The following is a 19173-nucleotide window of genomic DNA, read 5'->3' on the forward strand; positions in this document are numbered from 1 at the left end:
GTGTGTCTCGATGACTCGAAACCGTCGCTACAGGATGAGTTCTCGCATTTGTGCCGTATTCCAAGTCATCTTTCGATCACTTAAATACATTTTGGTTGATACAATCACAACCCGGTATCGCGTTATACAACTGTGCGTCTCATCAACGCACCGCGACACCTTTACTACATCCCATATTGTTAAAGAACAGCCGATTCGCAGGTGAGACCCGCGATCGCTTGGCAATGCCAAAGGGAAGCACTCAGTAAGCGCTTTCCTTTGACAACCAAACCAAGGTACCAGGTAGTTTCGTCCCGCTCGTAAGCGGTGGTGGAGGATGACGGGATCGAACCGACGACCCCCTGCTTGCAAAGCAGGTGCTCTCCCAGCTGAGCTAATCCCCCCTTCGGATAACTTGGTGGGTCTGGTAGGACTTGAACCTACGACCCCCGCCTTATCAAGACGGTGCTCTAACCACCTGAGCTACAGACCCTTGGCTGTAACAGCAAACAAACCGATAAGTGTGAACGCTAGGCTTGAGACACAAGCCTCTGGAAAGGAGGTGATCCAGCCGCACCTTCCGATACGGCTACCTTGTTACGACTTCACCCCAGTCATGAACCCTGCCGTGGTAATCGCCCTCCTTGCGGTTAGGCTAACTACTTCTGGCAAAACCCACTCCCATGGTGTGACGGGCGGTGTGTACAAGACCCGGGAACGTATTCACCGCGGCATGCTGATCCGCGATTACTAGCGATTCCAGCTTCACGTAGTCGAGTTGCAGACTACGATCCGGACTACGATGCGTTTTCTGGGATTGGCTCCCCCTCGCGGGTTGGCAACCCTCTGTACGCACCATTGTATGACGTGTGAAGCCCTACCCATAAGGGCCATGAGGACTTGACGTCATCCCCACCTTCCTCCGGTTTGTCACCGGCAGTCTCTCTAGAGTGCCCTTTCGTAGCAACTAGAGACAAGGGTTGCGCTCGTTGCGGGACTTAACCCAACATCTCACGACACGAGCTGACGACAGCCATGCAGCACCTGTGTCCACTTTCCCTTTCGGGCACCTAATGCATCTCTGCTTCGTTAGTGGCATGTCAAGGGTAGGTAAGGTTTTTCGCGTTGCATCGAATTAATCCACATCATCCACCGCTTGTGCGGGTCCCCGTCAATTCCTTTGAGTTTTAATCTTGCGACCGTACTCCCCAGGCGGTCAACTTCACGCGTTAGCTACGTTACTGAAGAAATGAATCCCCAACAACTAGTTGACATCGTTTAGGGCGTGGACTACCAGGGTATCTAATCCTGTTTGCTCCCCACGCTTTCGTGCATGAGCGTCAGTGACGTCCCAGGGGGCTGCCTTCGCCATCGGTATTCCTCCACATCTCTACGCATTTCACTGCTACACGTGGAATTCTACCCCCCTCTGACATACTCTAGCCTGACAGTCACAAGCGCCATTCCCAAGTTGAGCTCGGGGATTTCACGCCTGTCTTATCAAACCGCCTGCGCACGCTTTACGCCCAGTAATTCCGATTAACGCTCGCACCCTACGTATTACCGCGGCTGCTGGCACGTAGTTAGCCGGTGCTTATTCTTCCGGTACCGTCATCGACCCCGGGTATTAGCCAGGGCCATTTCTTTCCGGACAAAAGTGCTTTACAACCCGAAGGCCTTCTTCACACACGCGGCATTGCTGGATCAGGGTTGCCCCCATTGTCCAAAATTCCCCACTGCTGCCTCCCGTAGGAGTCTGGGCCGTGTCTCAGTCCCAGTGTGGCTGATCGTCCTCTCAGACCAGCTACTGATCGTCGCCTTGGTAGGCTTTTACCCCACCAACTAGCTAATCAGACATCGGCCGCTCCTGTCGCGCGAGGCCGTTACCGGTCCCCCGCTTTCACCCTCAGGTCGTATGCGGTATTAGCTAATCTTTCGACTAGTTATCCCCCACGACAGGGCACGTTCCGATGTATTACTCACCCGTTCGCCACTCGCCACCAGGGTTGCCCCCGTGCTGCCGTTCGACTTGCATGTGTAAGGCATGCCGCCAGCGTTCAATCTGAGCCAGGATCAAACTCTTCAGTTCAATCTCTGTGTGGAAGCCTCGCGGCTCCCTCGCTCTTTCGAGCGGTCGCTCACTCTCAGAAAACTGACTGACCAGATCCGAAGACCCAGTCACGTTTTGCTGTGCGAGCACTGTATAACTTGAAGCAGCACTGTCCGAAGACAGCGGCGTCCGCTACCCAGCGCCCACACTTATCGGTTGTTTGTTTGTTAAAGAACTTCGCCATCCGGCTTTGCCGTTCAGCGCGCTGCGTTGTCTGCAGCAGAGAAACGAGATTATGCAGCGCTTTCTTCGTTTCGTCAACCGTTTGCAGCAATCTTTTTTGCTGCCGTCAGCGCTGCAAACCTCGCTGCGCCAACCTCCCGGCCGACCCCGCATCCCTTGCTGCGCCTGCCTTGCAGGGGCCGCGTGGTGTTGCGAGGGGGCGAATAATAAGCGACCGCAACGGGGTTGGCAAGCGGTTTCTCGGAAACGCCCGAACTCGGCACGGATGCGCCGCTTTCGGCGCTTGGGCCCTGACGCGCCACGCTACTTATAGAATGACCGTTCCGGCCCGCGGGGCCGCTTTTCGATTAAATGGGGGCGTTTGATGACTATCCAAGCGACGTGGAAGCCAAGCCAGGGCAACAGCATCTGCCAGCTGACCAACGGCACTGCCGAGTGGCAAGCCGATCTCGACGCTTCCGCCGGGGGCGACACCCGCTATCCGAATCCGCATGACTTGCTGGACTCCGCCCTGGCGGCCTGCACAACCCTGACCTTGCAGCTGTATGCGAAACGCAAGGGTTACGCGGTCACTGATGTCCATGTTTCGGTCGGTCATCAGGAAGCCAACGGCACCTATACGATGCAACGCGAAGTGAAGGTCAGCGGCGACCTGTCGCCCCAGATCCTGGAAGACCTGCTGCGGGTCGCGAATCGTTGCCCGGTGCACAAGACCTTGTCCGGACAATTCTCGATCGAGACCTCGATGGCATGACCTGGCGCAACCTCGGTTCATTCAATGGTTGCAGCCGCAAATGATAATCGTTAGCATTTGACTCTCGGGTTCTGACACCACCTGAGTCAGCAAATGGGTTGGCCGGGCACGCTAGCGTGCCCGGCTTTTTCTTTTGCGGCATGGCTGGCACCGCGCGCGTCACGGGCCATGTCATGGTCCTGACCACGACGCGGGATACGCTAATGATGTCGTCGACGGAATCGGCGCCGCGATCCGACCCGTTAGAGCGAACGCCCATGCGGTGTGTTGGCTGGCCCACCAAGGTTGCCTGCGGGAAGGGGTCAAAACGAAGGTGGCGGCTTTCTCTGCCATGCCGCGCCGGCTTACCATGGACGGAAAGCAGAAGAATAAAAAAACGCTTACAAGACGAAGCGAGCGGGGGGATGCCTTGACCAACTTCATTGAAGCCTATTGCGCCCAGATACGGCTTGCGGGCGCAAGCGGCGTGATTGCGAAACCCGTCGTGGTGGCGCGGGACAGCACCTACGCCATGCATTACGTCCCCTGCGAATACCTGAATACGCAGGCAGCGCTGGTGCTGGTCAGCACCACGCCCGGTCATGCCCATGTGCGGCTGGCCGCTGCGGTAACCGAGGAACTGCTGCGCACCCATGCGCCGGGCCGCGTGGTCCAGCGCGAGAACAAGCGGCGCGTCGAACTGGGCGGCAAGCTGGTGCGGCCCAACCTGATCCGCATGCTTGACCACTTCCGCGTGCCCGAGCTGGTCGGACTGCCGCATGCCGCCGCGTTGTGGAACGAAGGCTTCGAGCGCCTGCAGCCGCTCGCCCTGTTGCCGCATGCCACCACGCGGCGCGGGCTGGCCTTTGACGGCCCGCTGGAAGAACTGCTGGACGCGCCGATGCTGCGTGAAATCTTCGAGACCCAGTTCCTCGGTGCCGTGCGGCAGATGCGCACCGACGCGCTGTACCTCGCACTGGGCCGCACCGCCTGGGCCGGGCTGCAGCATGCGGTCACGCGCCGGTTGCTGGCACGCCGCCAGTTGCTGGGGATGATGCCAGTGCCGGCGCGTGCCGGCAGCATGGTGCGCTACTTCCTGCGAGAGATTGCGGCCAGCGCCTTGTCGGCCAAGGATCCGGTGCGGCATCGCGTGGACTGGCTCGATGCGGCCCACGCCGAACTGGAATCGAACGTCCGGAAACTGCGTGCTTCCGTACGACCGGATCCGCATCCCGCCTACCTGATCGCGTAAGCGGACGCTCGCCTTCACGGTTGTGATGCATAGACCCCACGAAAGAGGGGTCTTGCGGCGTCGGTTTGGGACGATAACGTCTCTTGAGGAAATTGACACTCCTCGCATTCCCGATTGGCGGCCCCTTGCGGGCCGCGATTTTTTTGGGGCGCGCGGTATGGCAAGGTTCAGATTGGCCAGCGTGCGCAATGCTCGGGCACACGGTTTGCGTTCGGTCCCACCGTCCGTCTTATGCTGATCCCGTCATGACCCCGACCCCCGCCTTGCACCTTGCCCTGTGTGCCACCCTGCTGCTTGCGTCCCTTCCCGCGCCAGCGCAAGGGGGCCAGCCCGGACTTGTCCTTTCCGAGCGCAAGCCGGGCGGCGCGCTGCCGCCGGACTGGAAAAATTTACCGGTGGCCGAAGGCAAGGCCAGGACCGAGTACAAGCTGGTGGCGGAGGGCGGCACCACGGTGCTGCTGGCGCAAGCCAACAGCTCGGCGTCGGCGCTGATGCATGCGGGCGACGTGGACCTGTCGCGTACGCCCGTGGTGGCCTGGCGCTGGAAGGCAGATGGCGCGATACCCGGCGCCGACAACCGCGACGGCGCGCGCGAAGACGCGCCGGCGCGGCTGGTGTTCTTCTTCGACGGCGACACCAGCAAGCTCTCGCTGGGCGACCGTGCCGCGCGGCAACTGGCCAGGACCGTGGCGGGCGAGGAACTGCCCTATGCCACGCTGATGTATGTCTGGTCAACCAGCGCCGCGCCGGGCAGCGTCATCCCCAATCCGCATACCGGCCGCGTACAGATGATCGTGGTCTCCGGCGAGGGCGATGCCGGCACATGGCAGAACCTGCGGCGCAACCTGGCGCAGGACTATGAACGCGTCTTCCACGAACCGCCCGGCCCGCTCAAGGCCTACGGCATCATGACGGACACCGACAATACCCGCGCCGCCGCCCGCGCCTGGTATGGCGACATCCGCTTCCTGCCTCGCACCGCGGCGAAGGACTAGGCCGGGGCAGGATGCTGGCCGAGGCTCCATCGCAGCGCATCCGCGACCTTGGCCATCAGCGTGGCATCGTCGTGCGCGTCGTGCCCGCCGGCCACCAGCGCCTCGCGCACGCTGACAACCTTGTCCGCGCCATAACGCCGTTCGCTGCCAATGGCCGCCTCGAAGGCATTGGCGCGTGCATTGATCTGCTCAGGGTCGGCGCCGACCAGCAGCACGGCATGGGCGAGCACCAGGTGGCGCTGGCCGTCGGCGGCCTGCATGGCGGCCGGCGCACGCCGCCAGTATTGGGCCGTGCCGGCGATCTTGCGCGCGGCGGCGGGCGGCCCCCAGGCAAGGTTGTAGCGGCCGTCGCAAAAGGAGCCGGCCACCGCCTGCCAGTGGGTCTCGATGCCGAGCCTGCGCAGGCCGCCGCCGATCACCGCGCACAGGTGCAGGTAGACCGCGTCGCTGAGCGCGCCTGGCGGCTGTCCCACGGCGTAAGCCAGACTCAGGTTGAGGATGCCGGGCCCTTGCGGAACCAGCCCGCCGCCGGACATGCGCAGGAACACGGGGCACCCGTTCCGGACGAAATCGGCGCACGCGGTCTCGAGCGCCACATGGCGCAGGTAGGTGCGCGGCACCACCAGCGACAGCGGTGCTTCCCACAAGCGCGCCACCTGCCGGCCCTGCGCCGCGAGCTCCATCAGCGCCAACTCTTCCTGCAGCGGGTCGCTGCCGGGCGGGACCGTGGCAAGGGCTTCGACAAATTCAAACGGCATCGGATCGCACCGGCCCGGAGTGGCAATAGGCCGAGTCTAGCAATCCTGGGCGTTGAGCGCATCGAAATACGCCAGCGCGCGGGCGGCGTACATGGCGCCGGGTCCGCCACCCATTTCGATATTGATCGCCAGCACCTCGGCCAGCTGGGCGCGGGTCGCGCGATGGCGCTGTGCCTGGCTGGTATGGAACAGCACGCAGTCGTCGCAACCTTTCTGCACCGCCAGCGCGACGGCCACCAGCTCCTTGACGGCGGCGGGCAGGCTGCCCTCCTGCATGGCGGCCTTCATGACGCCCTGGAAGGCGCTCATCGCGGCGGGCTGGGCCTGGCCGAGCGCGCCGAATTGCTTGTTGATCTCCGCCAGGCGGGTCTTCAGGTCTGTGGTCATCTAGGTAGTCCTGTGGTGGAACGGCCCAAGGCAGCGGCCCGGACGGCGCACGGCGGCGCCCCCCGGGCGCTGTATCAGCCGGCCAGGTGAATCTTCAGCAACGCATTGAAGTCATTGGCCTTCTCCATCTGGCTCATATGGCCGGCGTCGGGGAAGACCCTGACGGTGGCACCCGGCGGCGCGGCTTCGGCATGCTCGGCGGGGATGATGCGGTCCTGTCCGCCCCACACCACCAGCACGCGCTTGCCGCTGTCGGCCAGGCGCTGGCCCGGTTGCTCGCTCTGCCGGCCGCCGCCGAACAGGCCCTGCCCCAGCGCGGTCAGCGCCTCGGGCACGCCATCGAGCCGCTTGTAGCGCAGCAGGTCGTCCAGCATCTGCCGGCTGACAAGGCCGGGGTCGGCAAACAGCAGTTCGACCACGGGCTTGAGTTCGCGCCGCGACTGCGCACTGACGAAGCCATCGGTATAGCCGCTGTTGACAGCCTCGCCGAAGCCCACCGGCGACACCAGCGCCACCGACAGCACCCGCTGCGGCGCATCCACCGCCAGTTGCGCGGCCACGCCGCCGCCCATCGAGTGGCCCACCACATGGGCCGCGTCGACCCCGATCTCGTCCATGAAGCGCGCTACAAAGCCGGCCATCTGCGCCAGCGTCGTGCCCGCGAGCCGCGGCGACGACTGTCCGTGGCCGGGCAGGTCGAGCGCCACCACGGTGTACGCGTCGGCCAGGGGATCGAGGTTGAACAGCCAGTTGTCCAGGTCGCCGCCAAATCCGTGGATGAAGAGCACGGTCTGGGCGCCCTCGCCCTTGCGGGCATAGCGGACCCGGATGCCGTCGACCTCGGCGAACTGGTACGCGGCGGCGGCGTCCTCGTCGCCGCCGTCGTCCGCCGGCGTTTCATAAGCCGCGACATATTCATCGATCTGCGCATCGCTCACCTCCGCAGGGGCCAGCACGCCAAGCAGCGCCTTGACCGGCAGCACGTCGCCGGCCTGCGCCACCCTGCGGCGCAGCGTGCCCGCGTCGGGCGCCTCCACCGCATTGGCGATCTTGTCGGTTTCCACGTCGAGAATCGGCATGCCCACGGTGATCTCGGTGCCTTCGTCGACCAGCCAGGCATTGACGGTGCCTTCCTTCATCGACAGGCCCCATTTGGGCATCACGATCGGGGTAATTGCAGGCGTAGACATCAGTGCTTGCCTCCCTTCACGGTCTTGCGCGCGGCGTTGACGATGTGCGCGGCGCTGGGGATATACAGGTCTTCCAGCGTGGGCGAGAACGGCACCGGCGTATGCGGCGGGCACACCATCTCGATGCCGGCCTTGAGCGCGCCGAAGGCCTGCTGCGCGACCTGGGCGGAGATGTCTGTGGCGATATTGCAGCGCGGGCTGGCTTCATCCACCACCACCAGCCGGCCGGTGTTCTCGACCGACTCCAGCACCGTGTCCATGTCCAGCGGCGACAGCGTGCGCAGGTCGACGATCTCGGCCTCGATCCCTTCCTTCGCCAGCGTTGCCGCCGCCTCCAGCGCGCGATGCACCATCAGCCCGTAGGTGACGATCGACACGTCCTTGCCGTCGCGCACGATATTGGCCTCGCCGAACGGGATGGCATAGGCGCCTTCGGGAACGTCGCCTTCCAGGCCATAGAGGTTCTTGTGCTCGCAGAAGATCACCGGGTCGTTGTCGCGGATCGCCTGGATCAGCAGGCCCTTGGTGTCGTACGGCGTGGACGGGCACACCACCTTCAGGCCGGGGATATGCGTGAACAGCGGCGTCAGCATCTGGCTGTGCTGCGCGGCGGCGCGAAAGCCCGCGCCCACCATGGCGCGGATCACCACCGGGGTCTCGGCCTTGCCGCCGAACATGTAGCGGAACTTGGCGGCCTGGTTGAAGATCTGGTCGAAGCAAACGCCCATGAAGTCGATAAACATCAGTTCGGCGATCGGGCGCATGCCGCAGGCCGCGGCGCCGATGGCGGCGCCGACATAGGCGGACTCGGACAGCGGTGTATCCAGCAGCCGGTCGCCATGCTTGGCATAGAGCCCCTTGGTCACGCCCAGCACGCCGCCCCAGGCGTCCTTCTCGCCGTCCGCGCCGGCGCCGCCGACGATGTCCTCGCCCAGCATGATGACGCTGGGGTCGCGGGTCATTTCCTGGTCGATCGCCTCGTTGATCGCCAGCTTGATGCTCAGTTTGCGAGCCATGTTTGTCTCCTGATGATTGGGTGCGTGGCGGATCAATAGCTGACGTAGACGTCGGTCAGCAGGTCTTCAGGGCCCGGCTGGGGCGCTGCCTTGGCTTCCTGCACGGCGTGCTCGATCAGCGCGGCGACTTCGCGGTCGATGGCGTCGAGTTCCTCGCGCGCGACCACGCCGGCCTGCGTCACGGTGCGGCCGAACAGCTTCAGGCAATCCTTGTTGGCGCGGATGTCGTCAAGTTCGCCGGCGGCGCGGTAGGTCTGCGCATCGCCTTCGAAGTGGCCGTAGAACCGGACCATCTTGCATTCCAGCAGCGACGGCCCGCCACCCTCGCGCGCGCGGCGGATGACTTCGCCGGCGGCCTCGTGCACGGCAAAGAAATCGGTGCCATCGACCGTCACGCCCGGGATGCCGAAGCCGGCGGCGCGGTCGACGTAGCTGTCCACCGCGGTGCCATAGTCGCGCGAGGTCGATTCGGCGTAGCCGTTGTTCTCGATGACGAAGATCACCGGCAGGTTCCATACGGCCGCCAGGTTCAGGCTTTCGAGGAAGGTGCCCTGGTTGGAGGCGCCGTCGCCGCAGAAGGTAATGCCGACCTCGCCCTTGCCGCGGAACTTGGCCGCCAGCGCGGCGCCGCAGATCAGCGGCGCGCCCGCGCCGAGGATGCCGTTGGCGCCCATCATGCCCTTGGACAGGTCGGCGATATGCATCGAGCCGCCCTTGCCGTTGCACGAACCGCCCTTCTTGCCGTAGATCTCCTTCATCATCGCCACCGGGTCGACACCCTTGGCAATGCAGTGGCCATGGCCGCGGTGCGTGCTGGCGATGCGGTCGCCGTCGTGCAGGTGGTGCAGGATGCCGACGCCCGCGGCTTCCTCGCCCGCGTACAGGTGGACGAAGCCGGGGATGTCGCCGCGCGCGAAGTCCACGTGCAGGCGTTCCTCGAAATCGCGGATGGTGCGCATCCGGCGGTACACCGTCAGCAGCGTCTCCTTGTCGAGCGGCAACGCGCCGCGAGGTTGCGCCGGGTCTTGCGAAGCTCTGGCTGTCATGTCTGTCTCCTTCGTTTTCAGGTGTTGCACTTCAAGAAAAGCGGGGCATGTTGCGGGCCGAGGCCCGCGCGGGATCAGGCAAAGACGTGTTGCGGCGCGCTGCGCATCAGCTGTTGGCGCGCCGCGTGGCGCATGCAGGCAGCGACGTCGATACTGCGGAAGGCGTGGTCGTGCAGCGTGACAGTGACTTCGTCGTCCGGGCCGAAGGTCAGCTCGCGCTCGCCGTCGAGCGCGACGATGCCGCTGCGCTGGCGCACGCGATGGGGTCGGCCATGCTGAAGCCGCTGCCAGCCGGCCACCGGCACGGTGCACATCAGGCCCGGCGCGATCGGCGCGCGCAGGTCGAATTCGCCCGCGCCCGGCGCGGCCAGTTCGATCGCGAGGCCGCCGGCTTCCCGCCGTCCCACCGGCTCCAGCAAGCCGGCGATGGACGACAGTCCGATCGCCTCGGGGTCGGCAAAGGACACGTAGACCGCGGCCAGCGTGTCGGTCTTCCACAGCGCGCGCGCGCCGATGAAGTGTTCATGCGAGATCACCGCATCGACCAGCGCGATGTCGCGGCGAAAGCCGCCGTTGCCGTCGCGGATGACGATGTCCAGGCGCTTGTTCGAGGCCAGCGCCTGGCTGGCGGGAATGCGGCCGGTGGCATAGAGGCCGGTGGCCAGCCCGGTGATGGTGGGCTCGCGCATCTCGGGGTAGGCATTGTTGGTGCCGGTCGACAGGCCGGCGATCGGCACCGCGCCGCACTCGCGCACCACCGCGCGGTGGGTGCCATCGCCGCCCAGCACGATGATGGCGGCCACGCCCGCATCGGCCATGCAGCGCGCGGCATGCAGCGTGTCGTCGACGCGCGAGGCCACCGGCATGTCGACATAGTCGACCTCGGGCAAGCCGGCATCCGGTCCCTGCCGGCGTGCCAGGTGCCGCGCCAGCATGACCCGCAGCCCTTCGCGGTCGGGCATCATCAGCACGCGCCGCACGCCGCAGGACGACAGCGCGGCGAGCAGGCGCAGCACGATATTGACGCGGTCGGACAGCTGCAGGCTGTTGGCGTTGGCGATCACGCGGCGGATGTCGCGCGCCGAGATCGGATTGGCGATGATGCCGACCAGCGGCGCGTCGGCGGACCTTGGCTGCCCCATTGCCTGTCTCCTGTGTTGTCATTGTCGTGACAGGCTTATTGCAATGGGTGTGCCAGTGGCCGGACAGCATCGCGATGGCCGAAATCGGGCATTGCGTGGCCCGGACTTCAGGGATAACCCGCAAGAACCGCTACCGCTTGCGCCAAAAGAACGGCCAGAGCGGCCGCCATGGCGAGACAGGTGTCACAGTACAGGTGTACGGGCTGGACACGCGTAACGTCTCATGACCGGTGTCTTCGCACGCGGGCGAAGCCGACGCGGCTCGAAACAGCGAGATGCGAGAGTGCCCGGCACCTTCGCAGAAACGGGTACGGTCGGCCCAAGCGCTGGCTCTGCCGGCCTGCTGCAGGCTGCGTGGCGCTACGACTGCGCGTCGCCGTCGCGCCGGTTAGGCGACTGGATGCCATAGCGCTCCATGCGCCGGTACAGCGTCATGCGGCTGATGCCGATCTGGCGCGCGACCGCGCTCAGGTTCCAGCCCGACGCGCGCAGGTACTGCATCAGCAGCATGCCCTCGGGGGGCAGCTGGTGCGGATCGAACGGGGCGGCGGTATCGTGGTTCGCGGCGGGTACGGCCGGGGCGGCCACCGCGGCCGGGGCGGCAGCAGCCGGGATGGCGGTGCCGGCCACCGCGTCGGGCAGGTCATGCACGTCGATATAGCCGCCGCTGCAGACCGCGCGCGCGTACTCCAGCACATTGCGCAGCTCGCGCAGGTTGCCCGGCCAGCGGTGGCGGCGCAGCCGCTCGCTCGCCGCCGGCGACAGCGTCACCGGCTCGCCCGCGCCTTCCTGCAGCAGCTTGCGCACCAGCCAGTCCAGGTCGGTGCGGGCGCGCAGCGGCGGCAGCTCGAAGCGCGCACCGTTCAGCCGGTAGTAGAGATCCTCGCGGAAGCGGCCCTCGGTCACCAGCTGCTCGAGGCGATGGTGCGTGGCCGAGATCACGCGCAGCCGCACCGGTACGGGCCGCGCAGCGCCCACCGGCAGCACCTCGCCCTCGGCCAGCACGCGCAGCAGCCGCGACTGCAGCTCGCGCGGCATGTCGCCGATTTCATCGAGGAACAGCGTGCCGCCGTCGGCCTCCTGGATCAGCCCGCGCTTGCCGCGCGAGCCGGCGCCGGAGAAGCTGTTGGGCAGGTGGCCGAACAGCTCGCTCTCGATCAGCGTCTCGGGAATCGCCGCGCAGTTCACCGCAACGAAAGGCCCGGCGCGGCGCGCGCTGGCCTGGTGCAGGGCCTTGGCGAAAAATTCCTTGCCGCTGCCGGTTTCGCCGTGGATCAGCAGGTGGATCGGTGAATCGACCAGGCGCGCGGCGCGCTCCAGCTGTTGCGCCAGCGCGGCATCGCCGCCACTGAGCGCCGCCAGCGGTGCCGGCATCGCAACCGGCGCCTGCGCCGCGGGCGCTTGCCAGCCCAGCGCGGGCGGCATCACGCTCAGGTACAGCAGGCCGCCGCTGCGGTTGAGCGCCACCAGGCGCTGCTCGCTGGGGCGCGAGTAGACATAGCGGCCCAGGTCTTCGAGGCGCGCGGCGAACAACGCCTCGAACGGCTGGCCGAGCACGGTGGCGCCCGGCATGCCGCCCAGTTCGGTCTCCAGCATCAGGCGGGCACGATGGTTATGGCCGACGATACGGCCGGCATCGTCGAGCGCCAGCAGGTATTCCGGATTGACGTCGACGAACTCGGGCGCGACGTTCAGCTTCAGGATCCAGTCGCGCCGGTGCGCGCGCAGGAAGTTAGCGTTCTCGATATGCGCGGCGTAAATGCGCACCATCTGCAGCGCCAGGCCCTGGCTGTCCTTGGCTTGCGGCGAGACCAGCGCCGAGATGTCGAGGATGGCGTGCAGGTTGCCGTGCGTGTCGAACAGCGGCGCGGCGGTGCAGGTCAGCGGGATATGGGTGGCATCGAAATGGTCAGCCTGGTGCACGGTCAGCGCCTGCCCGGTGACCAGCGCGGTGCCGACCGCGCAGGTACCCGCGCCGCTCTCGCTCCATTCCGCGCCGAGATAGAGGCCGGCGTGCCGCAGCGCGGCATCGCTGTGGGTATCGCCGATATAGTCGACCGTCACGCCCTGCGCATCGGTCAGCAGCACCACATAGCCCAGCGCCGCCACCTGGGCGTGCAGGCTCTGCAGGCCGTGGCGCGCGATGCGGGCGAAGTCGTCGATGCGTTCCTGGTGTTCGCGCAGGCGGGTCTGCGGCAGGATGCGCGCCTCCTGCATGCGCGAGGGATCGAGCCCGTACTGGTGCACGCAGCGCCGCCACGAGTTCTGGATGATCGCGTCATGCGCGATGCGGTCCGCGAGCAAGGCTGGCGGGGATAGGTAGGCGGTGGCCTGGACCACCGTCTCGATGTGCTCGCGTTGCCGCAGGTCCATCGCTGTCTCCTGTCGTCGCTGCCCTCGTGGCCACGGCTGCGCCGGAGGCGCGCATGGCTCGCATGAAGCGGTGGATCGGGCGGACTGCGGGCGCGTGCTGCGGGAGCCGCGCCACTGTTATGGTCTCGGGGCTACTAATGTATCCGAGCCCGGCGGCGCTGCGCAAACAGGATGCGTGGGGAAGCGGGCGGCCGTGCGCTGCAAGTGCGGCGCACGCCATTCCATCGGCAATGGCGCTCAGGCCGCCGGCGAGCGCTGCAGGCTGCGGGCTGCATCCGCGGCGATGGCGAACGAGCGCAGCCGCGCGGCGTGGTCGAAGATCTGTCCCGTGATCATCAGCTCGTCCGGGCGCAGGTCATCGACAAAGCGCTGCATGCCGGCGCGCACGGCATCGGGGTCGCCCACCACCGAGCAGGCCAGCGAGCGCCGGATGTGGTCGGCCTCGCTCTCGTTCCAGAGCGCTTCGATATCGTCGACCGGCGGGCGCAGCTGGCCCGGCGTGCCGCGCACCAGCGCCAGGAACTGCTGCTGCAGCGAACTGAACAGCCGGCGCGCCTCGTCCCCGGACTCGGCCGCGAACACATTGAGGCCGAGCATCACATAGGGCCGGTCCAGCGATTCGGACGGGCGGAACGTGCGCCGGTACAGGTCGAGCGCCTGGCGCATGAAGCCCGGCGCGAAATGCGAGGCAAAGGCGAACGGCAGCCCCATCGCCGCGGCCAGCTGCGCGCTGAACAGGCTCGATCCCAGCAGCCAGATCGGCACTTTCAGCCCCGCGCCAGGGACCGCGCGCAGCCGCTGCCCGGGGCGCACGTCATCGAAATACGCCTGCAGCTCCTCCACGTCCTGCGGGAAGGTATCGGCGCTGTCGCTGGCGAGCTGGCGGCGCAGCGCGCGCGCGGTGGCCTGGTCGGTGCCCGGCGCGCGGCCCAGGCCCAGGTCGATGCGGCCGGGATAGAGCGAGGCCAGCGTGCCGAACTGCTCGGCGATCACCAGCGGCGAATGGTTGGGCAGCATCACGCCGCCGGAGCCCACGCGGATGGTCTGCGTGCCGCCGGCGACATAGCCGATCAGCACCGCGGTGGCGGCGCTGGCAATGCCGGGCATGTTGTGGTGCTCGGCCAGCCAGTAGCGGTGGTAGCCCAGCTGCTCGGCATGGCGCGCCAGGTCCAGCGAGTTGCGCATGGCCTGGGCGGCGTCGCTGCCTTGCGGGATGGGGGCAAGGTCCAGCACCGAATAGGCGACGCCGTTGCCGGCGGGGAGAGCGTTGCGATTCATGTCGTGGTCGGGCGGGCGGCGTACGCCACGCGTGCGCCGCCCGCTGCAAAGGCGGATGGTTCGCTATGTTAGTGAGCCTGCGCGGATCGTGCTGGCGGCGGCGTTGCGGCCCTGCGGGCGGCGTGGGTATCGCCAGGCGCAGCGCGACCGCGGCGGGCGCAAGGATTGAGCCGCGCGCCGCTTGCCCTTACCATTCAGCCCGATGCGAAGGAACGATCGATGACTCTCAAGACACTGGATGGCGCGCTGGCCTTGCTGACCCACTTCACCGTGCGCCAGCCCACCTGGGGCGTGCGCGAGCTGGCCAAGCACAGCGGCGTGCATTACGCCGTGGTGCACCGCGTGCTGGCTACCTTCGCCGCCAACGGGTTCCTGGTGCAGGACGCGGCCACGGGCAAGTATTCGCTGGGGCTGCGGCTGTTCGAGCTGGGCCAGGTGGTGCGCAAGAGCTTCTCGCCCGACGAGATCGTGCGCCCGGTGCTGGAAAAGCTGGCCGCGCAGAGCGGCGAGACCGTGTTTCTGTCGTGGCTCGACGGCCATGAAGGCCTGTGCGTGGGGCTGGTGCACAGCCAGCACCAGCTGCGCTTTTCGATCGAGCTGGGCGAGCGCTTTCCGCTCTATGCGGGCGCGCATGCCAAGGCCATGCTGGCGTTCCAGGACGAGGCCTTCCGCGACGAGGTCTACCGCCAGGGCGTGGCCCGCATGGGCCCGCATACCACGCTGGAACGCGAGCGCATCGAGCAGCAGCTGGCCGAAGTGCGCGAACGCGGCTGGGCCCATACGCGCGAAGAAGCCGCCGCCAGTGTCGCGGGGCTGGCCTTGCCGCTGTGGTCGCGCGACCACAGCGCGGTGGTGGGCTCGGTCGCCATCGCCGGTCCGCAGCAGCGGCTGGACGACGCCGCCGTGCCGCGGCTGCTGGAGGCGCTGCGCGACGCCAGCGGCCGGCTGGAAGACGTGATCGGCTTCGTGCGCTGACCCGGTTCAGCGCGCCCGATCACGCCAGCAGCGCCTTTCCCACTTCGCCGCCCAGCACGCGCTGGCCGATGGCATGCCCCAGCGCCCGGTAGCTTTCCCACTGCGCTTCATCGAAGAACTGGTCGCCGGTGCCTTCCTGCGGGAAGGCCGGGTGCGTGGCGCCATAGTGCCGCACGTCGGCCGGCGCCCATGACACCAGCCGCGGCTTGAGCAGCACGATGCGGCAGACCCGCGCGCGCGGCGCCGCGCAGGCCGGGTCGGTGCGGTACACGTCGAGCAGCACCGCGCATTTGTCGGCGGCGGTGCCGCTGCCCGCCCCGCCCGGCAGGAAATCGTCCGGCACGCCGAAGACGCGGCTCAGCACCGGGTGCGTGGTTGCGGCCTCGGTATCGACCTCGATCTCCAGGCCATGGTCGATACGCGCAAGGCGGATCAGGTTGGCGAGGTCGCCGAAGCGGTAGTCCGGGTCGCCGCCACCGTCGCACAGCACGATCAGGGCGACGTCGCGGCCCGGACGCAGCAGCTCGTAGACACCGGTGTTGTCGAAATGGCCGCCGTCCGACAGGTACTGCCAGCCGCGCCGCGTGCCATGGAAGCGGGCGCTCAGCTCGCACCCCAGGTAGTACTGCGTGCGGAATATGCCGGCGGCCAGCCAGGGATGGGTGGCACGTTCGGGATGGCGCCCCCGCGCGCCCGCGCGTCCGCCCTGGCGCGCGTACCTTGCCGGATACGACGGCCACCATGTACCCAGCCGCAGGTTGGCCAAGCCCAGCAGCAGCGATGTGCCAAGCGTGGTAGCACGGCCCAGCCCGGTGGACACCGCCGCGCCGGAAATGGCGATCCAGTCGCCCACCGTGAGCGCTTGCGCAAGCTTGCCCGACGAGGGCCATGACGCATCCGGGCAGCACTGCCAGCCGTCGACGGTGAAGCGCGCATAGGCGTCCGGCGCGAGCGCGGTCGCCGCGCCCGGCCGGGGCAGGCCGGCGCCTGGCGCCAGGCACAGCGGCTTGCCCTTGCGGTCGCGCTGGACCAGTTGCTCGGCCGGATCGATGGTCAGGTTCAGCGTCACGTTGATCAGGTGCAGCGGCGCCAGTACGTGTGGATCGTAGTAGGCGTTGAGGCTGAGCTGGTCGCCGGGCACGGGCTCGGCTACGCTGAAGCGCGCGCGCCGGCGCCGGTCCGCCGCCGGATCGGCATCGGGCGCGGCAAAGCGCTCGCCGTTGGACGCGCCCAGGTAGGCGCGGGTCAGGCGCGCCGCGTAGAAGGGTTGCAGCGTGGAAAGGTTGAGGAATCCGGTAAAGCGGCCGGCGACCAGTGCCAGCACCAGCGCCACGATCGTCAGCGTGGCCAGGGCTGGCCCGGTGTAGGCGGTGCCATACACCAGCCAGTCGACCGGCTCGCGGCCATTCCAGCGCACCCACAGCACCAGCCACGACCACAGCACGAACAGCAGCAGCGCCAGCACCGCCGCGGCCGCCCCGGCCAGCAGCGAGACCGGCAGGCGGGCCCAAAGTGCGCGCCAGGCGGTCCGGGCGCTGCCCTTGCGGCCTTCGTCGAGCTTGCGCGCGCCGTAGCGCACCAGCCAGACCAGCACGCCCAGCGCGCTCGCGGGCAGCGCCACGCCCCACGGATGGCCGGCGGCGTGGGCATACAGGTAGGTGGTGCGTGCGGCGGTATCGGCCACGCCCAATGCCGCGAGCCACAACGTCAGCGTGACCGCCGTGCGCAGCGCCCGCGTGGCGCGCACGCGATAGCCGGATACGGTGCGCGGCTCGCCCTGCAGCATCACCAGGCAGGTCAGTACGCCCAGCCAGGTCAGCACGCCCAGCGCGGCAAACAGCTGCGCAGGCACGGGCTGCGCACCGATCCAGTCCAACCAGCGCGCGGCGCCTAGCAACAGCAGTCCGAGCAGCGTGGCCACCATCGGCGCGGGGCTGAAGAAGCGGCCCGGCGCCTGCGGGTCGCTGGCGCGCGGATAGACCAGCCAGTACGCCAGGCCGGGCGGCACCGCGCCGATCACCGCCGTGGCCAGCGGCAGCCACAGCCAGGGGCTCCACCAGATCGCCCATTCGCCCTGGTTGAAGGCCTGCCGCGCATCGTGCAGCAGGTCCATCTCATAGCGTCCGAAGCCATACCACACCCCCGCGGCACCATGCAGCAGCAGCGCGAGCGTGGCCAGCACCGCCAGCAGCGCGCTGCCGATCACGTAGTGCATCGCCAGCCAGTTGCGCACCACCAGCGCGGCGGCATAGAGGTTGTCGCCCGCGCCCGTGGGCGACAGGTAGCGGCCGTTCTCGCGCAGCCACGCGAGCGCGCCGCGGCCGGGATCGGCGGCATACGAGACCGAGGTGTGGATGCGCCCCGGCGGCTCGCACTGGAGCGTGTGGTATGCCTCGGCCGCGGCCTGGACCGGGCCGGTGCCGCGGCGCAGGCGCCCCGGCACGAACAGGCTGACGAAGAAGGCGCCAAGGTAGCCGCCGCCGCTGACCGTGGACAGGTAGTCGAACTGGGCCAGCAGCGACGCCAGCCCGGGCACGGTCTGCGCCGCGGCGGCAGTGCTCGCCGCGGGAGTCTGGGGCGCGCTGCGGTCCGGGTTGGCCGCCGTGGTTCCTGCCGGCATGTCGGTGCCCGCCAGCGCCTGCATCACACCCAAACAGAAGGTGGCGCTGCGGATGCCGCCGCCGGACAGCGCCAGCGCCCAGTTGCGCTGGCCCTCCGTCATGCGCGGCGCGATGCCGAGCTGGCGGCGGCGGTGCGCGATGCGGGCCGTTTCGTCGCCGTAACCGTGGTCTTCCGCAGCCATGGGTGCCTCCCCGTAGCAGTCGGCCTGCGCCAAGTATAGGCAACGGCGCATGGTCGAGATGTGGCGGGCCCCGGCGAGGAATGCGCGTTAACCCTGATTGTTGTGCGGCGGGGTCAAGCCTAGCATTTCTCTGTATCAGAGACGTTGTCTCTTATATAGAGACACAAGCAGTCAGTCATGCTCAAGACCCTCGATGGCGCCCTGGCGCTGTTTACTCATTTCACCGCTCGCCAGCCCAGTTGGGGCGTGCGCGAGCTTGCGCGCGAAAGCGGCGTGCATCACGCCGTGGTGCATCGGGTACTCGCGACCTTTGCCGCCAATGGCTTCCTGACGCAGGACGCGGCAGGCCGCTATGGACTGGGCCTGCGGTGGTTCGAGCTGGGGCAGGTGATGCGCAAGACGTTTTCGCCGGCCGAAGTGGTCCAGCCCGCGCTGGAGGCGCTGGCGCGGGAAAGCGGCGAAACGGTTTTCCTGTCCTGGCTGGACGGTCACGAAGGCCTGTGCACGGACATCGCCCAAAGCCAGCACCAGCTGCGCTTTTCGATCGAGGTGGGGCAGCGCTTCGCGCTGGATGCCGGCGCGCATGCCAAGGCGATCCTGGCATTCCAGCCCGAAGCGTTGCGGCGCCAGCTGAGCGGCGACGCGCCGGCACTGGCCGCGCAGCTGGCCCAGGTCCGCGCCGACGGCTTTGCCTATACCTGCGAGGAATCCGCGGCCACGGTGGCCGGGCTGGCAGTGCCGCTGCAACACCGTGAGACCGGGGCGGTGGTGGGATCCCTTGCCATCGCCGGCCCGCTGCAGCGGCTGACGCGCGAGGCCGTGCCCCGGCTGCTGGAAGCGCTGCGCGCGGCGTGCAAGACGATCCGCCCGGTGGCGGGTTGCATGCGCTGAGCGCGCGCCAGGCATCACACACAACAGACAAAACCAGACAACACTAAGGGGAGCGGTGGACG

At 67.3% G+C, this 19173-nt stretch carries 14 protein-coding genes, 2 tRNA genes and 1 rRNA gene; 5 read left to right on the forward strand and 12 right to left on the reverse strand.

The window, feature by feature from the left end:
• Positions 1 to 307 precede the first annotated feature (307 nt).
• From ACOCMH_RS02310 to ACOCMH_RS02320, 3 genes are all read right to left on the reverse strand, one after another.
• Positions 308 to 383, reverse strand: a tRNA-Ala gene (locus ACOCMH_RS02310).
• 12 nt (positions 384 to 395) lie between these two features.
• A tRNA-Ile gene (locus ACOCMH_RS02315) sits at positions 396 to 472 on the reverse strand.
• Between the two features lie 62 nt (positions 473 to 534).
• Positions 535 to 2068, reverse strand: a 16S ribosomal RNA gene (locus ACOCMH_RS02320).
• Positions 2069 to 2636: 568 nt separating this feature from the next.
• On the opposite strand from ACOCMH_RS02320, the gene ACOCMH_RS02325 reads away from it, so the two are divergent.
• The 3 genes from ACOCMH_RS02325 (at position 2637) to ACOCMH_RS02335 (ending at position 5252) form a co-directional block, all read left to right on the forward strand.
• Positions 2637 to 3026 carry an OsmC family protein gene (locus ACOCMH_RS02325; RefSeq protein WP_427307559.1) on the forward strand — a complete coding sequence of 130 codons (390 nt, stop codon included), beginning with the start codon at positions 2637 to 2639 and terminating at the stop codon, positions 3024 to 3026.
• A 409-nt stretch (positions 3027 to 3435) separates the two neighbouring features.
• Entirely contained in the window at positions 3436 to 4257 is an 822-nt protein-coding gene (locus ACOCMH_RS02330; RefSeq protein ID WP_427307560.1) for a hypothetical protein, read from the forward strand.
• A gap of 245 nt (positions 4258 to 4502) precedes the next feature.
• Entirely contained in the window at positions 4503 to 5252 is a 750-nt protein-coding gene (locus ACOCMH_RS02335; protein WP_427307561.1) for a DUF3047 domain-containing protein, read from the forward strand.
• On the opposite strand, the gene ACOCMH_RS02340 is transcribed toward ACOCMH_RS02335, so the two are convergent.
• The 8 genes from ACOCMH_RS02340 to ACOCMH_RS02375 all read right to left on the reverse strand — a co-directional run bounded on the left by ACOCMH_RS02340 (position 5249) and on the right by ACOCMH_RS02375 (position 14442).
• Positions 5249 to 6010, reverse strand: coding sequence for a lipoyl protein ligase domain-containing protein (locus ACOCMH_RS02340; protein WP_427307562.1), 762 nt, complete (start codon positions 6008 to 6010; stop codon positions 5249 to 5251). The genes ACOCMH_RS02335 and ACOCMH_RS02340 overlap by 4 nt on opposite strands.
• A 36-nt stretch (positions 6011 to 6046) precedes the next feature.
• Complete coding sequence (locus tag ACOCMH_RS02345; protein ID WP_427307563.1) at positions 6047 to 6397, reverse strand: carboxymuconolactone decarboxylase family protein; 351 nt, start codon at positions 6395 to 6397, stop codon at positions 6047 to 6049.
• 74 nt (positions 6398 to 6471) lie between these two features.
• Positions 6472 to 7587, reverse strand: coding sequence for an acetoin dehydrogenase dihydrolipoyllysine-residue acetyltransferase subunit (locus tag ACOCMH_RS02350; RefSeq protein WP_427307564.1), 1116 nt, complete (start codon positions 7585 to 7587; stop codon positions 6472 to 6474).
• Entirely contained in the window at positions 7587 to 8603 is a 1017-nt protein-coding gene (locus tag ACOCMH_RS02355; RefSeq protein ID WP_427307565.1) for an alpha-ketoacid dehydrogenase subunit beta, read from the reverse strand. The genes ACOCMH_RS02350 and ACOCMH_RS02355 overlap by 1 nt, the downstream gene beginning before the upstream one ends.
• 32 nt (positions 8604 to 8635) lie before the next feature.
• Positions 8636 to 9649 carry a thiamine pyrophosphate-dependent dehydrogenase E1 component subunit alpha gene (locus ACOCMH_RS02360; RefSeq protein WP_171517372.1) on the reverse strand — a complete coding sequence of 338 codons (1014 nt, stop codon included), beginning with the start codon at positions 9647 to 9649 and terminating at the stop codon, positions 8636 to 8638.
• Between the two features lie 74 nt (positions 9650 to 9723).
• A complete protein-coding gene (locus ACOCMH_RS02365; protein ID WP_427307567.1) occupies positions 9724 to 10791 on the reverse strand; it encodes an ATP-NAD kinase family protein in 1068 nt (355 codons plus the stop codon).
• Between the two features lie 360 nt (positions 10792 to 11151).
• A complete protein-coding gene (locus tag ACOCMH_RS02370) occupies positions 11152 to 13164 on the reverse strand; it encodes a sigma-54-dependent Fis family transcriptional regulator (RefSeq protein WP_427307568.1) in 2013 nt (670 codons plus the stop codon).
• Positions 13165 to 13401: 237 nt separating this feature from the next.
• Positions 13402 to 14442, reverse strand: a complete 1041-nt coding sequence (locus tag ACOCMH_RS02375; protein WP_427307569.1) for an LLM class flavin-dependent oxidoreductase — start codon at positions 14440 to 14442, stop codon at positions 13402 to 13404.
• A 219-nt stretch (positions 14443 to 14661) separates the two neighbouring features.
• Between ACOCMH_RS02375 and ACOCMH_RS02380 the strand changes: the two genes are divergently transcribed.
• Positions 14662 to 15417, forward strand: coding sequence for an IclR family transcriptional regulator (locus ACOCMH_RS02380; protein WP_427307570.1), 756 nt, complete (start codon positions 14662 to 14664; stop codon positions 15415 to 15417).
• 19 nt (positions 15418 to 15436) lie between these two features.
• Here ACOCMH_RS02380 and ACOCMH_RS02385 read toward each other — a convergent pair whose 3' ends face one another.
• On the reverse strand, positions 15437 to 18220 hold the full coding sequence (locus ACOCMH_RS02385; RefSeq protein ID WP_427307571.1) for a hypothetical protein: 2784 nt from the start codon (positions 18218 to 18220) through the stop codon (positions 15437 to 15439).
• Between the two features lie 177 nt (positions 18221 to 18397).
• On the opposite strand from ACOCMH_RS02385, the gene ACOCMH_RS02390 reads away from it, so the two are divergent.
• Positions 18398 to 19111 (forward strand): IclR family transcriptional regulator, encoded by a 714-nt coding sequence (locus ACOCMH_RS02390; RefSeq protein WP_427307572.1) that lies wholly within the window; start codon positions 18398 to 18400, stop codon positions 19109 to 19111.
• The last annotated feature ends 62 nt before the right edge of the window (positions 19112 to 19173 follow it).

Origin of the sequence: Cupriavidus sp. H39 (genome assembly GCF_050271075.1) — a bacterium.
Lineage (GTDB): Bacteria > Pseudomonadota > Gammaproteobacteria > Burkholderiales > Burkholderiaceae > Cupriavidus > Cupriavidus necator_B.

Bases quoted from the DNA above. Each gene is read 5' to 3' on its own strand.
- ACOCMH_RS02365 (WP_427307567.1), bottom strand. From the start codon at position 10,791: ATGGGGCAGCCAAGGTCCGCCGACGCGCCGCTGGTCGGCATCATCGCC.
- ACOCMH_RS02370 (WP_427307568.1), bottom strand. From the start codon at position 13,164: ATGGACCTGCGGCAACGCGAGCACATCGAGACGGTGGTCCAGGCCACC.
- ACOCMH_RS02345 (WP_427307563.1), bottom strand. From the start codon at position 6,397: ATGACCACAGACCTGAAGACCCGCCTGGCGGAGATCAACAAGCAATTC.
- ACOCMH_RS02350 (WP_427307564.1), bottom strand. From the start codon at position 7,587: ATGTCTACGCCTGCAATTACCCCGATCGTGATGCCCAAATGGGGCCTG.
- ACOCMH_RS02355 (WP_427307565.1), bottom strand. From the start codon at position 8,603: ATGGCTCGCAAACTGAGCATCAAGCTGGCGATCAACGAGGCGATCGAC.
- ACOCMH_RS02375 (WP_427307569.1), bottom strand. From the start codon at position 14,442: ATGAATCGCAACGCTCTCCCCGCCGGCAACGGCGTCGCCTATTCGGTG.
- ACOCMH_RS02390 (WP_427307572.1), top strand. From the start codon at position 18,398: ATGCTCAAGACCCTCGATGGCGCCCTGGCGCTGTTTACTCATTTCACC.
- ACOCMH_RS02325 (WP_427307559.1), top strand. From the start codon at position 2,637: ATGACTATCCAAGCGACGTGGAAGCCAAGCCAGGGCAACAGCATCTGC.
- ACOCMH_RS02340 (WP_427307562.1), bottom strand. From the start codon at position 6,010: ATGCCGTTTGAATTTGTCGAAGCCCTTGCCACGGTCCCGCCCGGCAGC.
- ACOCMH_RS02385 (WP_427307571.1), bottom strand. From the start codon at position 18,220: ATGGCTGCGGAAGACCACGGTTACGGCGACGAAACGGCCCGCATCGCG.
- ACOCMH_RS02380 (WP_427307570.1), top strand. From the start codon at position 14,662: ATGACTCTCAAGACACTGGATGGCGCGCTGGCCTTGCTGACCCACTTC.
- ACOCMH_RS02335 (WP_427307561.1), top strand. From the start codon at position 4,503: ATGACCCCGACCCCCGCCTTGCACCTTGCCCTGTGTGCCACCCTGCTG.
- ACOCMH_RS02360 (WP_171517372.1), bottom strand. From the start codon at position 9,649: ATGACAGCCAGAGCTTCGCAAGACCCGGCGCAACCTCGCGGCGCGTTG.